Source organism: Sphingomonas eleionomae (genome assembly GCF_049889035.1).
Lineage (GTDB): Bacteria > Pseudomonadota > Alphaproteobacteria > Sphingomonadales > Sphingomonadaceae > Sphingomonas.
On sequence record NZ_JBLTWP010000001.1, the window covers coordinates 261,532 to 276,962 of the forward strand.

12 protein-coding genes are annotated in these 15,431 nt (G+C 68.1%); all 12 read left to right on the forward strand.

Annotation, left to right across the window (positions count from 1 at the left end):
• The first annotated feature begins 130 nt into the window (after positions 1-130).
• Positions 131-1,642: an acyl-CoA ligase (AMP-forming), exosortase A system-associated gene (locus ACNI3Q_RS01175; RefSeq protein WP_426273452.1), complete on the forward strand. Its 1,512-nt coding sequence runs from the start codon at positions 131-133 to the stop codon at positions 1,640-1,642.
• Entirely contained in the window at positions 1,639-2,865 is a 1,227-nt protein-coding gene (locus ACNI3Q_RS01180) for a pyridoxal-dependent decarboxylase, exosortase A system-associated (RefSeq protein WP_426273454.1), read from the forward strand. The genes ACNI3Q_RS01175 and ACNI3Q_RS01180 overlap by 4 nt, the downstream gene beginning before the upstream one ends.
• A 119-nt stretch (positions 2,866-2,984) precedes the next feature.
• Positions 2,985-3,623, forward strand: coding sequence for an XrtA/PEP-CTERM system exopolysaccharide export protein (locus ACNI3Q_RS01185; RefSeq protein WP_426273456.1), 639 nt, complete (start codon positions 2,985-2,987; stop codon positions 3,621-3,623).
• Between the two features lie 10 nt (positions 3,624-3,633).
• Complete coding sequence (locus ACNI3Q_RS01190; protein WP_426273457.1) at positions 3,634-5,178, forward strand: XrtA system polysaccharide chain length determinant; 1,545 nt, start codon at positions 3,634-3,636, stop codon at positions 5,176-5,178.
• Positions 5,179-5,188: 10 nt separating this feature from the next.
• Complete coding sequence (locus tag ACNI3Q_RS01195) at positions 5,189-6,157, forward strand: AAA family ATPase (protein ID WP_426273459.1); 969 nt, start codon at positions 5,189-5,191, stop codon at positions 6,155-6,157.
• Positions 6,154-7,764 (forward strand): hypothetical protein, encoded by a 1,611-nt coding sequence (locus tag ACNI3Q_RS01200; protein WP_426273461.1) that lies wholly within the window; start codon positions 6,154-6,156, stop codon positions 7,762-7,764. Before ACNI3Q_RS01195 ends, ACNI3Q_RS01200 begins: the two co-directional genes overlap by 4 nt.
• 32 nt (positions 7,765-7,796) lie before the next feature.
• On the forward strand, positions 7,797-8,861 hold the full coding sequence (locus tag ACNI3Q_RS01205) for an ExeA family protein (RefSeq protein ID WP_426273462.1): 1,065 nt from the start codon (positions 7,797-7,799) through the stop codon (positions 8,859-8,861).
• A 17-nt stretch (positions 8,862-8,878) separates the two neighbouring features.
• Entirely contained in the window at positions 8,879-9,751 is an 873-nt protein-coding gene (locus tag ACNI3Q_RS01210; RefSeq protein WP_426273464.1) for an XrtA system polysaccharide deacetylase, read from the forward strand.
• On the forward strand, positions 9,748-10,821 hold the full coding sequence (locus ACNI3Q_RS01215; protein ID WP_426273466.1) for a FemAB family XrtA/PEP-CTERM system-associated protein: 1,074 nt from the start codon (positions 9,748-9,750) through the stop codon (positions 10,819-10,821). Before ACNI3Q_RS01210 ends, ACNI3Q_RS01215 begins: the two co-directional genes overlap by 4 nt.
• Positions 10,821-12,020 carry a TIGR03087 family PEP-CTERM/XrtA system glycosyltransferase gene (locus tag ACNI3Q_RS01220; RefSeq protein ID WP_426273468.1) on the forward strand — a complete coding sequence of 400 codons (1,200 nt, stop codon included), beginning with the start codon at positions 10,821-10,823 and terminating at the stop codon, positions 12,018-12,020. The genes ACNI3Q_RS01215 and ACNI3Q_RS01220 overlap by 1 nt, the downstream gene beginning before the upstream one ends.
• Complete coding sequence (xrtA, locus tag ACNI3Q_RS01225) at positions 12,017-13,543, forward strand: exosortase A (protein WP_426273470.1); 1,527 nt, start codon at positions 12,017-12,019, stop codon at positions 13,541-13,543. Before ACNI3Q_RS01220 ends, xrtA begins: the two co-directional genes overlap by 4 nt.
• Complete coding sequence (locus ACNI3Q_RS01230; RefSeq protein ID WP_426273472.1) at positions 13,543-15,429, forward strand: XrtA/PEP-CTERM system amidotransferase; 1,887 nt, start codon at positions 13,543-13,545, stop codon at positions 15,427-15,429. Before xrtA ends, ACNI3Q_RS01230 begins: the two co-directional genes overlap by 1 nt.
• Positions 15,430-15,431: the final 2 nt, after the last annotated feature.

A 15,431-nucleotide genomic window follows, 5' to 3' on the forward strand; every position in this document is an offset into this window, starting at 1 on the left:
GTCTCAATCCCATGATGGCCGGAACCCGCGATGGCCCGCGCCTTTACTGGTGGCGCGGTTACCCGCTGATGCACGCAATGCCAAGCCTGCCCTTGGCGCGGGCCGTGCCGGCGCGCTATCAGGGGCGCCGATGATCCAGCTCGATCCGCATCCCCGTCCCATCGATCACCTGACGCTTCGCGGCGATGCGGGTCGGCTGGCGCTGGCCGGGCGGGTTGGGGAACTGGACTATGCCGGACTGGAGCACGCGGTTGCCAAGCTGGCTGGCTTTCTGGCGGGTCAGGGATTTGCACCCGGCGACCGGGTGGCCAGCTGGCTGCCAAAGACGCTGCTGGCCAGCATCCTGCCGCTGGCCGCACCGCGCGCTGGGCTGGTCCATGTGCCGATCAATCCGCAGCTCAAGCGGGGACAGGTTTCGCATATCCTGGCCGACAGCGGCGCGCGGCTGCTGATTACCCAGACCGCGCGCCTGCCCCTGCTGGAGCGGGGCGATGTTCCGCACGGCACCCGGGCGATCGCGGATGAGGCGGTGCTGGCGGGCGGCGATCCATTGCCGCCATCGGATGCCGATCCCGATGCGCTGGCCGCTATCCTCTACACCTCCGGATCGACCGGGCGGCCAAAGGGCGTGATGCTGTCCCATGCCAATCTTTGGCTGGGCGCGATCAGTGTTGCACATTATCTGCGGCTTGAGCCAGCCGACCGGGTGCTTGCGGTGCTCCCGCTCAGTTTCGATTACGGGCAGAGCCAGCTGCTCTCGACCTGGGCGGCGGGGGCCTGTGCGGTGCCGATGGACTATCTGTTGCCGCGTGACGTCATAAAGGCGGTCGCGCGCGATGCGATCACCACGCTGGCCGGCGTCCCTCCGCTCTGGGTGCAGTTGCTGGAGAGCGACTGGCCGCAGGCGACGGCAACGGCGCTGCGCCGGATCACCAATTCGGGCGGCGCACTGACCCCCGCCATGGTCCGCCAGTTGCGGGAACGGTTTCCCAACGCCGATCTCTATCCGATGTACGGCCTGACCGAGGCGTTCCGGTCGACCTATCTCGATCCCGATCTGGTCGATCGGCATCCGGAGTCGATCGGGCGGGCCATACCCTTTGCCGAGGTGATGGTGGTCGCGCGCGATGGCAGCCGCGCAGCACCGGGCCAGCCGGGTGAGCTGGTCCATGCCGGGCCGCTGGTCGCGCACGGATACTGGCGCGATCCGGCGCGAACCGCCGAACGGTTCCGCCCTGCGCCCGCCTGGTCCGACAGTGGCGGCCTGGCCGTGTGGTCGGGCGATACCGTGGTGATCGAACCGCACGGCCTGCTGCGCTTTGTCGGGCGCGGGGACGAGATGATCAAGGTTTCGGGCAATCGGGTCAGCCCGACCGAGGTCGAGGAGGCGGCGCTGGCCGGCGGGGAACTGGCCGAGGCGGTGGCAATCGGGGTACCCGATGCACGGACGGGACAGGCCATTCACCTGATTGCCCGGGCCAGGGGCGCGCCAGAGGCCGTCGAACCGCGGCTTCGCGAGCGATTGCGCCGCGACCTGCCGGGGTTCATGCAGCCTGCCGAGATCATCTGGCGTCAGGCACTGCCCCGCAACGCCAATGGAAAGCTGGATCGCGCCGCGCTGCGCCAGGAGTTGACGTCATGAAGCCGACCGGCCCGTTGCCGCCCGAATATGCGGGGCAGCATCGCCTGACCATCGGCGGCCTGTCGGTCGATGCGCTGATCGGGCGGGCGGGGTCCACCCCCTGCTTCGTCTATGACATGGCCATCGTCCGGGCACGGATCGCCCGGTTGCGCGCCGCGATGCCCGATGGTCTGGATGTGCATTATGCGATCAAGGCCAATCCACACCCTGACCTGCTCGCCGCCATCGCGCCGGTTGTCGATGGGCTGGACGTTGCTTCGGCGGGCGAGCTTGACCGTGCGCTGGCGGTCAAGCCGGCCGCCGCGATCAGCTTTGCCGGGCCGGGCAAGCGAGATGCGGAGCTTGAGGCTGCGATCCGGGCCGGCGCGACCCTGAATGCCGAATCGGCCGGGGAGGTGCGCCGCGCGCTGGCGATTGCCGAACGGATCGGCGTGCCCGCCCGTATCGCCGTGCGGGTGAACCCGGATTTCGAACTGCGCGGATCGGGGATGCGGATGGGCGGCCGTGCTTCGCCCTTTGGCGTCGATGCGGATCAGGTGCCTGCACTGGTCCAAGCCGTCATCGATGGCGGCGCCGTCTGGCAGGGTTTCCACGTCTATGCCGGGTCCCAGTCGCTGGATGCGGATGCGCTGGGCGATACGATGGCTGGGGTGATCGCGCTGGCCGCGCGTCTGGCTGAGGCGGTCGGCACGCCGCCGCCGCTGGTCAATCTGGGCGGCGGGTTCGGTATCCCCTATTTCGCGGGCGACGCGCCGCTCGATGTTGAACGGATCGGCCGCCGGCTGGCCGATGCCCTGAACCAGCGCCCGCAAATCCTTGGCAACAGCCGGTTTGCGATCGAGCTTGGCCGCTGGCTGGTCGGGGAATGCGGCGTCTATCTGACCCGTATCATCGATGTGAAGCAGAGCCAGGGCGAGCTGTTCTATGTCGTCGATGGCGGCCTGCATCATCAGCTTGCGGCCAGCGGCAATTTCGGCACCGTCGTGCGCCGCAACTATCCGGTCGCGCTGGCGGATCGGATGCACGCGGCGGGCGACGTCACGGCGTCGGTTGTCGGTTGCCTGTGCACGCCGCTGGATCGCCTGGCCGACCGGGTTGCGCTGCCACAGGCGGGGGAGGGCGATGTCGTCGCCCTGTTCCTGGCCGGTGCCTATGGCGCGACGGCCAGCCCGTCCGCCTTTCTGGGCCATCCGCCAGCGCCGGAAATCATCATCGACGGCTAGGGCGCGACCCGCTCGCCTAACGCGATTTTAACCTGTCAGCGCCATCACGGCCCATGAATAGCCGTGTGTGCACCGGGACGCCGGGGCGACGCACGCCATGGAGGCTGGGCGTAATGCGCGTGAATGTTCGAACCCGATTGCTGGCCGCAACGGCGATCCTGGCAACCCTGCCGAGCGGTTGCGCCACCACCGCGCGCAACGAACTGCCCCCCGCCGGGTTCGTCGCCGCGCGCGAGGCGCCGAGCGAGGAATATGTCATCGGCCCGCTGGATCAGCTCGATATCTTTGTCTGGCGCAACCCCGAACTGTCGGCAAAGGGCGTGCAGGTGCGCCCCGACGGCCGCATCTCGACCCCGCTGATCTCGGACATGCCGGCGGTGGGCAAGACGCCGTCGATGCTGGCCGACGACATGAAGATCGCGCTGGGCGAATATATCAAGGACCCGATCGTATCGGTCATCGTCCAGAATTTTGCCGGTACGTTCAGCCAGCAGGTGCGGATCGTCGGAGCCACTGAAAAGCCCGCATCGATCCCCTATCGCGCGAACATGACCGTGCTTGATGCCATGATCTCGGTCGGCGGTCTGTCGGAATTTGCGGCGGGCAATCGTGCGCGGCTGGTCCGGTACGACCGGGCGACCGGCAAGCAGACCGAATACAAGCTGCGCCTGTCCAGCCTTCTGAAGGACGGCGATACCCGCGCCAATGTCCGGCTGGAGCCGGGTGACGTCATCATCATCCCCGAATCCATGTTCTGAGGCGCGCGGGATGGACGGCATTTATGACGAAATCCGCGCTGCGATCCACGGCATCTGGCACCGCCGGTGGCTGGCCCTTGCGGTCGCCTGGGCAATCTGTCTGGCCGGCTGGTTCGCGGTGTCGCTGATCCCGTCGAAATATGAATCGACCGCGCGCGTGCTGGTGCAATCGCCCAACCTGCTGCCGAACGAGGCGGCGGGCGCGCAGGCGCGGATGGATCAGGCGCGCGAGGTGGAGCGCGTTCGCCAGACGCTGACCTCTGCCATCAACCTGGAAAAGGTGGTGCGCGGTACCGAGCTTGCCCGCGGGGCGAAGACTCCCGGCGCGATCGCGGGCGAGGCAGCGCGCCTGCAAAAAGCGGTCAAGATCACGGCGCAGCAGGACAATCTATTCGAAGTGACGGCTTCGATCAGCAATCCGGACATGACCGATGGCCAGAATGCCCGGCTGGCCCGCGCGGTCGTTCAAAAGATGATCGACATTTTCGTCGAGGACAACCTGTCCCAGTCGCGCGACGGCACGGGCCAGTCGCTGCGGTTCCTGGATGAACAGATCGCGCTGCGCCAGCGTCAGTTGCAGGACAAGGAAAACCAGCTCGCCGATTTCAACAACCGGTTCTTGGCCGGCCTGCCCGGCACCGGATCGCTGAGCGACCGGATCGGCCAGGCCCGCACCGCGCTGGCCGATGTCGATGCCCAGCTTGCGGGCGCCAGCTCCAGCCTGTCGGCGGTCAATGCCCAGATGGGCGGCACGCCCGCAACTGTCGCGGGCGCCGCTGGTGCGCCCATGGCCGGTCCGGCCCGTGCCCGGCTGGCCGCGATCGAGAGCCAGCTGGCCGAGGGGCGGTCGCGCGGCTGGACCGATTCCCATCCCGACATGCGCGCGCTGAACAGCCAGCTGGCCCAGGCCCGCACGGCTGCCGCGCGTGAGGGGACCAGCGGCGGCGTCGCCGGTCAGCCCAACCCCGTCTATATCGGCCTTCGCACGCAGCAGGCGGAGCGCGAGGCGCGCGTCGCCGAACTCAGCCAGCGCAAGGGGATGCTGGAGGGACAGCTGTCGCAGCTTCAGCGCAAGCTGGACGCCGATCCCAATGCCGCTGCGGCCCAGGCCCAGCTTGATCGGGATATCGACGCCCTGCGTGAAACCTATCGGCGGCTGGTCGAGGACCGCGAGCAGGTGCGCCTGACGGGACAGGTACAGGCCGAAACCGCACCGGTTCGGTTCAAGGTGATTGACCCGCCGACCGTGCCGGGGGCGCCCGCATCGCCCAACCGCCCGCTGTTGCTGGCCGCGGTGCTGATCGCCGGGATCGGCGGCGGTGCGGCAGCGGCCTTTGCCTTCAGCCGTATTCAGACGACATGGCCGACCGCCGACCGGCTGGAACGATCCACCGGCCTGCCCGTGATCGGATCGATCAGCGAAGTGGTGCTGGCATCGCAGGCGCCCCTGCGGCGCAAGCGGCTGATGCTGTTTGCGGGCGGCGCGGGCGGTCTGTTCGTCGCCTTTGTTGCGCTGATCGGGGTCAACCTGATCACCATTGGCATGATGGCGTGAGGAACGGGAAATGAACGAACCGCGCCGCATACAGGGATCGTTGCTGGAACGGGCCGCAGGGCTGAACGCCTTTGCGCCGCCGCCGCGCGCGCCCATTCCCATCAAGGCTGAACCGGTGCTGCCCCCGCCGGCCGCGTCGCCCGCGCCGTCGCCCGTTGTCCCCGTGCCAGCGCCCCAGGCAGCACCCGCACCGGCACCCGCACCGATTGCGCCGCCCCCGGCCGCGATCCGTTCCGTGCCCCGCGCCCGCGTGGCAATCGACCGGACGCTGCTGGCCGAACAGGGGCTGCTCGTCCCCGGATCGCCCGTGGATGTGCTGGCCGAGGAGTTTCGCCTGGCCAAGCGGCAGGTGCTGCTGACGGTGGACAAGGTTGCCACCAGCGATGATTCTCGCGCGCGCACGGTGCTGATCAGTTCGGCCCGCCCGAATGAGGGCAAGACATTCTCCGCGATCAACCTGGCCATCTCGCTGGCGGCGGAAAAGGATGTTCAGGTGCTGCTGGTCGATGCCGATCTGGCCAAGCCGGACGTGCCGGGCCGGCTGGGCATCGACACCGCGCCCGGCCTGCTCGATGCGCTGGCCGATCCGGATCTGGATGCAGAAACGCTGATCCTCGATACCGATATTCCCAACCTGTCGGTGCTTCAGGCCGGGATGCTGCGCGCCAACGACACCGAATTGCTGGCCAGCCAGCGGGCACGCCAGGTGCTGGACGCGCTGGTTCAGGCCGATCCGCGCCGCATCGTGATTTTCGATTCGCCGCCTGCACTGGCCGCATCGCCGGCATCGGTGCTGGCATTGCATGTCGGCCAGACGCTGCTGGTCGTGCGCGCGGACCGCACGACGGAGGGCGATCTGCGCGAAACGGTCGCGCTGCTGGATGGATGCGAGCACCTTCAGCTGATCCTCAACAGCGTCACTTTCCAGCGAAGCGGCCCCCGCTTCGGCAGCTATTACGGACAGGAGTCCCATAAATGAGCCGGTTCGTCCTGATCGCATCGGGCGCCATCGCGTTGACTGCTGCCGCCCCGGCGGCGGCGCAGTCCGAACAGCGCACGATCATTTCCCCCTATATTCAGGTGGGCCAGATCCTGACCGCCGATCTGCGCGAAAATGACGTGCTGACCTATTCCACGGTCACCGCCGGGATCGACGCCAGCATCCAGACCCGCCGGGTCGAGGTGCAGCTGAACTATCAGTATGAGCGGCGCTTTGCCTGGGACGACCGGCTTCAGGATGGCGATGTCCATTCCGGCCTTGCCCGCGCCGCCGTGCAGATCGTGCCCGGCCTGTCGGTCGAGGCAGGCGGCATCGCCACCCGGTCGCGTTTCGACAGCCGGGGTGATGCGCCGCTCAACCTTGTCGGCAATGTCGGCAATACGGTTCAGGTCTATTCGGCCTATGCCGGTCCCAGCTTTGCCCGCCAGTTCGGCCCGGCATCGGTCAGCGCGGGCTATCGCTTCGGCTATACCCGTGTCGAGGCGCCGGACGTTGCCGCATTCGATCCCACCCTGCCGCCGATCGACGTGTATGACGAAGCGCGCAGCCATCTCGCCATCGGCAGCGTCAGCACCCGCGCGGGCAGCGTGCTGCCCTTTGGCCTGACGATCAGCGGCGCGTGGCAGCGGGAAACCGCCGATCAGCTGGATCAGCGGTACGAGGGGCTGTACGGCCGCGCCGATGCGGTACAGCCGGTCAGCCGCACCGTCGCTCTGCTGGCCGGCATCGGCTATGAACGGATCGACATTACCCAGCGCGATGCCCTGCTGGATGCCGACGGCTTTCCGGTGGTGGACGGCAATGGCCGGTTCGTCACCGATCCCGCATCGCCGCGGCGAGAGGCATTCGCCTTTGACGGCATCTATTACGACGGCGGCGTGCTGTGGCGGCCCAGCCCCCGGCTGACGCTGGAGGCGCGGGTGGGCGAACGCTATGGCACGTTCAGCGCCACCGGCTCGCTCAGCTGGCAGACCGGGGCCGGGTCGGGCCTGCAGATCGGCGTGTATGACAGCGTGCAGAGCTTTGGCCGTCAGCTGAACAGCGCGATCGACCGGCTGCCGCGACAGATCACGAACACCGGCGATCCGTTCAGCGACAACTATAACGGCTGCATCTTCGGGTCCGGCAACGGGGCCGGGGGTGGCTGCCTGAATGGGGTGTTCCAGTCGGTGACGACCGCCAATTTCCGCGCGCGGGGCGTCGATGCGGTCTGGTCCGCAACGCGCGGCGGCACGCAGTTCGGCCTTGGCGGCGGCTATGCCCATCGCCGCTTTTACGTGCCCGACGTGCCGGTCGGCGCGGTGGTCGACGGGACCAGCGATCAGGCCTGGTACGCCCAGCTGTTCGCCGCTCGCGCGCTGGACAGCCAGTCGAGCATCACCGGCAACATCTATGGCAATTATTACGACAGCGGCATCGCGGGGGGCGGCGATGTGTGGGGAATCGGCGCGAATGCCGCCTATTCCCGCAATTTCGGCCGCGTGAACGCACAGATTGTCGGCGGCATCGACACGTTCGATTCCTCCAACGCGGTGCGGTCCGATGTGATTGCCCAGGCGCTGGTGGCGCTCGGATACCGGTTCTGAACGGGCGCTGCGACGCGCGACGGAGAGTAGCTATGTACGATGTCCATTATGGATTGAGCGGACGCCCGTTTCAGCTGACGCCCGATCCGGCCTTCTGGTTCGACACCGGCACGCATCGCAAGGCGATGGCGTATCTCGGCTATGGCCTCAGCCAGGGGGAGGGCTTTGTCGTCATCACCGGGGAACCGGGCACGGGCAAGACGACGCTGGTCGCCCATCTGCTGGCGACAGCGGATGTCGATCAACTTCACGTGGTGCGCATCGTCACGACCCAGGTCGATGCCGCCGATCTCCTCCATCTGGTCGCCGACGGGCTGGGCGCTGAAACGCGCGGCCTTGCCAAATCCGATGTGCTGAAGGCGATCGAGCGGGCGCTGCATGGCGTCGCTCGCGCCGGCAAGCGCACGCTGCTGATCGTCGATGAATCCCAGTCGCTGCCAGTCGACAGTCTCGAAGAGCTGCGGATGCTCTCCAACTTTCAGGCGGGCGGCTATCCCCTGTTGCAGATCCTGCTGCTCGGCCAGCCGGAATTTCGGGAACTGCTGACCGGGTCCGGCCGGCTGGAACAGCTGCGCCAGCGGGTGATTGCGATGCACCACCTGACGCCGATGGAACCGGAAGAGGTCGGCCCCTATCTCGCGCACCGCCTTGCCTGTGTCGGCTGGACCGGCCGCCCGGATTTCGAGGGCGAGGCGATTGCCGCCATGTTCGCGTGGTCGGGCGGCATTCCGCGCCGCCTGAATCAACTGGCCAGCCGCGTCCTGCTGTACGGCGCGGTTGAGGGGATCGACCGCTTTACCGACCGGCACATCGCCGATGTCGTTGCCGATCTGGACGCCGATGCGCGCCCGGCCGCGGCGCCAGCGGCAGCGCCCGTACCCGCCGCGCCGCCCGTCCTGCCCGTCGAAGCTCCCGTCGTGGCGGCACCGGTTGCGGCCATGCCCGATCCTGCGATCCTCGACCGGCTGACTGCGATGGAAGCGCGGCTGGAGGAACAGGAAGCTGCGCTGCGCCGGGTGCTGACCCTGCTCGTCGACTGGATCGAGGCGGATCAGCGGCGCGGCGAACCTGCGCCGATTCACTCCAACGCCGCCTGAGGGGGAGCCGCGTTCCGATGATCGAGGGACAGATCGCCCCCGGACCGGTGCTGAACGGCATGTCGGTCGACGTCGAGGACTGGTTTCAGGTCGGCGCATTCGAAACCGTGATCGATCCCGACAGCTGGGACGGCCTGCAACATCGCGTCGAACGCAATACCGATGCCGTGCTGGCGCTGTTCGCCGATGCGGGCGTTCACGCGACATTCTTCACCCTGGGCTGGGTGGCGGAGCGGAACCCTGCGCTGATGCGGCGGATCGTTGAACAGGGGCATGAACTGGCCAGCCATGGCTGGGCGCATGGCCGGGTGTTCCGCATGACCCCGGATGAATTCCGCGCCGATATCGACCGCGCGCGCAAGGTGCTGGAGGATGCGGGCGGCGTTGCCGTCACCGGTTATCGCGCGCCCAGTTTTTCGATCGATGCGCGCACCCCCTGGGCGCATCCGATCCTGGCCGAACGCGGCTATGCCTATTCGTCCAGCGTCGCGCCGGTGGCGACCGATCATTATGGCTGGGCGGATGCACCGCGCCGCGCATGGCGCCCGGTGGCGGGCAACCCGCTGATCGAGGTGCCGATCACCATCGGCAGCCTGTTTGGCAAGCCGACACCCGCCGGCGGCGGCTTTTTCCGGCTGTTCCCCGGCAGTTTCACCGCGCGCGCCGTGCGCGATGCCAATGCCGACGATGCCCGTCCGGCCATGTTCTATTTCCACCCGTGGGAAATTGATCCCGATCAGCCGCGCGTTGCCGATGCGCCGCTGAAATCCCGGCTGCGCCATTATGCCCGGCTGGGCGCGATGGCTGGCAAGCTGCGCACGCTGCTGCGCGATCATCGCTGGGGGCGGTGCGATGCCGTGGCGGCGGCAGAGGCCGCCCGGTTGCCATGAATGCACCCGCATTTCCGACCCGCGTTCACGTTCACGCCGCCGACCTGACGGATGAAGCGGTTCGGGCGCGGATCGACGGTTTTGTCGTCGATCACCCGGATGCCACGCCGTTTCACCGAACGGCCTGGACCATCGCGACGGCGCGCGGCGCTGGCCAGCGGCCGCATCTTTTGATCGCCGAAAGCGGGGAGGGGGTGCTGCGCGGCATCCTGCCGCTGACCGAAACGCATTCGCCGCTGTTCGGTCGTGCGCTGGTATCGACGGGGTTCGGCGTCGATGGCGGCATCCTGGCCGAAAGCGATCGTTGGGCGCAGCCCCTGGCCGATGCTGCCGTCATGCTGTCGCACAGCCTGACGTGCCCCACGGTCGAGCTGCGCGGCGGCATGGCGCCGGGTGAAGGCTGGCTGGCCGATCATCACACCTATCTTGGCCATGTCCGCCCGCTTGCCGCCGATGACGCTGCCGAACTGATCGCCATTCCGCGCAAGCAGCGGGCAGAGGTGCGAAAGGGGCTGGACCGGGGCCTTGGCGTGCGGACCGGCGCGTCCGCCGCCGACCGCGCGGCTCATTACGCCGTCTATGCCGAATCCGTCCGCAACCTGGGCACGCCGGTGTTTCCGCGCGCCCTGTTCGACGCCGTGCTGGATGCGTTCGGCCCGGACGCGGATATCCTGACCATCCTGGATGGCGATCGGCTGGTGGCCAGCGTGCTGTCGCTTTACTGGCGCGGCACGGTCTATCCCTATTGGGGCGGCGGAACCCACGCGGCCCGTGCGCTCCGGGCCAACGACGTCCTCTATTACGCGCTGATGGGCCATGCCCGTGCGCGCGGCTGCACGCGATTCGATTTCGGGCGGTCAAAGGCGGGAACCGGCGCGGCGGCGTTCAAGAAGAACTGGGGTTTCGACCCGCAGCCGCTCACTTATTTCAAGCGGGGCTGGCCGGGCGTGCCGATGCGTGAGGTCAATCCGCTCAGCCCGCGCTACCGGTTGCAGGTGGCGGCATGGCAGCGCCTGCCGCTGGGCATCGCCAACCGGGTCGGGCCATGGATTGCCCGGGGCCTGGGCTGATGGCCGACATCCTGTTCCTGGCGCACCGCGTGCCCTTTCCGCCCGACCGGGGCGACAAGATTCGCAGCTATCACCAGATGGTGCATCTGGCGCGCAGCCACCGGGTGCATCTGATCGCCTTTGCCGACGATCCCCGCGATCTTGGCCATGGCGCGGCGCTGGACGCCCTTGTCGCCAGCCACCGCATCCTGCCCAGGACGAAGGGTCGTGCCCGTGCAGCGGCCGAGGCGCTGACCACCGGCAGGCCGGTATCGCTGACCGCCTTTGCCGATCCGGCGATGCGCGCGGCGGTCGATGCCGTACTGACCCGTGAGCCGATTGACGCCATCTTCGTCTATTCCGGCCAGATGGCCCAGTATCTGCCCGCATCGGGCGGGCCGCGCGTCATCATGGACTTTGTCGACATGGATTCGGCAAAGTTCGCCGATTATGCCGCCACCGCGCGCGGTCCGATGGCCTGGATGATGCAGCGGGAGGCGCGGATGATGCAGGCGTTCGAGGCCGCCATCGCCGACCGTGTCGAGGCCAGCCTGTTCGTCAGTGATGCAGAGGCCGCACTGTTCCGCCAGCGGACCGGGGCGAGCCGCGTCCACGCGATCGAAAACGGCATCGACACCGTCCGGTTCGATCCCGCTACTGTTCGGCCGGTCGGCGGCGCCGGGCCGCTGATCGTCTTTACCGGCCAGATGGATTACCGGCCCAATGTCGATGCGGTGTCTTGGTTCGCCCGGTCGGTGATGCCCGCCATCCGGGGCCGGGTGCCGGACGCCCGCTTTGCCATTGTCGGCCGCACGCCGACCGACACGGTGCGTGCGCTGGGCGATCTGCCCGGTGTCGAGGTGACGGGGGAGGTGCCCGACACGCGCGGCTGGCTGGCCGCCGCATCGGTCGTCGTCGCGCCGCTCGCCATCGCACGCGGGGTTCAGAACAAGGTGCTGGAGGCGATGGCCATGGCCCGGCCCGTGGTGGTCAGCCCGGCGGCGGCACAGGGCATCGATCATGGCGGCACGATCCGCATTGCCGATGGCGTCGATGCGACCGTCAGCGCGGTGACGGCACTCATCGGCGATCCGGCCGCCGCCCTGCTTGGGCGGCGCGCGCGGGAACAGGTGATCGCCCGCTATGGCTGGGCCGCGCGGCTCGCCCCGCTTGATGCGCTGCTGTCCCGTGCCCCGGGTCGGACAAGGGATGCGGCATGACGCTGGCATGGCCCCGGCCGGTCGCTGACGACGGGTTGGCCGTATGGCGACGCCATGCCGCCGCGCTCGCCCTGTGCTGGGCATCGCTGCTGATCCTGTTCCACCGCGATGTCGCCGATCTGGCCGGCATCTACTGGAACTCGACGACGTTCGGCCATTGCCTGTTCGTGCCGCCGATCCTGGGCTGGCTGGTGTGGCAACGCCGGGCCGAGCTGGTACGGGTCGCGCCCGCCGGCTGGTGGCCCGCACTGATCCCGATGGCCGGCGCGGCGTTCGTCTGGATGCTGGGTGAGGCGGCGGGCGTCGCGCTGGTGCGGCATGTCGCGCTGGTCGCCATGCTTCAGTCCGCCGTGCTGGCGGTGCTCGGCCCCAATGTCGCACGCGGCCTGATCTTCCCACTCGCCTACATGATCTTCCTCGTGCCTTTCGGCGAGTTCATGGAAGCGCCGCTGCAAACGGTAACGGTGGACATGGTGATGGCGCTGCTTCACCTGTTTCAGGTGCCGGCCAGCGTCGACGGCGTCCTCATCACCACCAGCAACGGCTTTTTCGAGGTGGCAGAGGCGTGTTCGGGCAACAAGTTCCTGATCGCCATGCTGGCCTATGGCTCGCTCGTCGCCAATGTCTGCTATGTCCGCTGGCGGCGGCGCGCGGCGTTCATGGCGATGGCGCTGACCGTGCCGATCCTTGCCAATGGCGTGCGCGCGTTCGGCACCATCTATGCCGCCTGGTGGACCAGTGTGGAGGCGGCGACGGGGTTCGACCACATCGTTTATGGTTTTGTCTTCTTCGCGGTCGTGATGATCGCGGTGATCGCCATCGGCTGGCGCTGGTTCGACCGCGACCCGGCCGCGCCGTGGTTCGATCCGGCCCGGTTGCAGGTGCCCGTGACGCGGGCAATGGACCGCTGGACCGCCACCGGCGCGGTCATGGGTGTGGCCGTGCTGGGCGCAGCGGCCGGATGGGCTGCCGATCGCCGGACACAAGACCTCCCGGCGCGGATCGACCTGCCGCAGGTGCCGGGATGGACCCGCACCGCGCCCAGCCGCATCGCGCCGTGGGAGCCCAATTTTCCGACTGCCGACCATCGCCTGTTCGGCCGCTATACCGACGGGGTCGGCCGCGCGGTCGATCTGTCCATCATCGTCTATGCCGGGCAGCGCGAGGGGCATGAACTGGTTGCGCATGGTCAGGGGGCGATCCGCGAGAATGACGTCTGGGTGCGGATCGAGGATCTGCCCCCGGTGGAGGGTGGATCGGCGCTGCGCATGATCGGTCCCAACCGGGTGGAGCGGGAAGTGGTGACATGGTATCGCGTCGGCGACATGGTTACCGCCAGCCCCCGTACCGTGAAGCTTCAGACCCTGCGTGCCAAGCTGTTCGGCGGGCCACAGGCGGCCGTCGCCATCCTGATTTCCGCCGAACGCGGCGATCAGGACAGCCGCCGCGCGATCCGCGATTTCCTGGCCGCAATGGGTCCGGTTGACCGGGTGGCTGACCGCGCCGTCGGAGCCACGCCCTGATGTGCGGTATTGCCGGGCTGTACCACCCCCAGACGCCAAAGCCGATCGATCCCGCCCGCATTGCCCAGATGACGGACGCGATTGCGCATCGCGGGCCGGACGGGTCGGGGGTGTGGACTGCACCAGGGGTCGGCCTTGGCCATCGGCGGCTGTCGATCATCGACCTTGCCGGCGGGGCACAGCCCATGGCGTTGCCGGGCGAAAGCCATGTCGTCGTCTTTAACGGCGAGATCTACAATTTTCAGGACGTCCGCCGCGAGCTGGAGGAACTGGGCGCCCGCTTCCGATCGAACAGCGATACCGAGGTGCTGCTGCATGGCTGGCGCGTCTGGGGGCCGGAGGTGCTGCGCAGGCTGAACGGCATGTTCGCCTTTGCCCTCTATGATGCCGACCGGCGCTGCCTGTTCCTCGCCCGCGACCGCATGGGCGTAAAGCCGCTTCTTTATACCGAACTGGCCGATGGCGCGGTTGCCTTTGCATCTGAACTCAAGGGGTTGATGGCGCATCCTCTGTTCCGGCGTCAGGTCGATGCCCGCGCGATCGAGGATTTCATGGGCCTGGGCTATGTGCCCGATGACGCCTCGATCCTGTCGGGCGTGCACAAGCTGCCGGCCGGTCATTTCCTGGTCCTGGAACGGGGGCGGCCCGTGCCCCGGCCGATGCGGTGGTGGGATGTCGATTTCTCCCGCCGGGCAAAAGGGTCGGCGGCCGATCTTCAGGCCGAACTGACCCATCACCTGCGGGAAGGCGTCCGTTCGCGTATGGTCGCCGATGTGCCGCTGGGTGCGTTCCTGTCCGGCGGAGTCGACAGCTCTGCCGTCGTCGCGCTGATGGCAGAGGCCAGCCGCCAGCCGGTGAAAACCTGCACCATCGGCTTTGCTCAGGCCGATCATGACGAAACCGCCTATGCTCAGGCGATTGCGGACCGGTTCGCCACCGATCATCGCACGCACCGGGTGGACGCCGACGATTTCGGCCTGATCGACACGCTGGTCGCCGCGTTCGACGAACCCTTTGCCGATCCGTCCGCCCTGCCGACCTATCGCGTCTGCGAACTGGCGCGCGAACAGGTGACGGTCGCCCTGTCCGGCGACGGCGCGGACGAGGCGATGGCCGGATATCGGCGCTATCGTTTTCACGCGGCGGAAGAGCGGGTGCGCGGCCTCATCCCCGAAAGCATCCGGTCTGGTGTGTTCGGCACGGCCGGGCGGCTCTATCCAAAGGCGGACTGGGCACCCCGGCTGTTCCGGGCAAAGACCACCTTGCTCGCCCTGTCGGAAGGCGGAGCCGCCGCCTATGCCAAGGCGGTTGGCGTCACGACGCCAGCCTTGCGCGACAGGCTCTATGGTGACGGGATGCGGCGCGCCATCGGCGGGCACCGGGCCGAACAACGCTATCTGGATGCCATGGCGGCGGCCCCGGCGCGCGATCCGCTGGACCGGGCGCAATATGCCGATTTCCGGCACTGGCTGCCCGGCGACATCCTGACCAAGGTCGACCGGACCAGCATGGCCGTCAGCCTTGAGGCGCGCGAGCCGCTGCTCGATCATCGCCTGATCGAGTTTGCCGCGACCCTGCCGGTATCGATGCGGCTGCGCGGCGGGCAGGGCAAATGGCTGATGAAACAGGCGATGCAGGCGCATCTGCCGCGCGACATCCTCTATCGCCCCAAACAGGGGTTCGATGTGCCGATCGCCGCGTGGTTCCGCGGTCCGCTGGCCGATGAAGCGGCGGCGCTGGCGACCAGCCCGGTGCTGCTGCACTGGTTCGATGGCAAGGCGCTGGCCCGGCTGGCCGCCGATCACCGCGCCGGGCGCGCCGACCATGACCGGACGCTGTGGCAGCTGATGATCCTCGACCGCAGCCTGCGCCGCCTGCTCGGCTGACC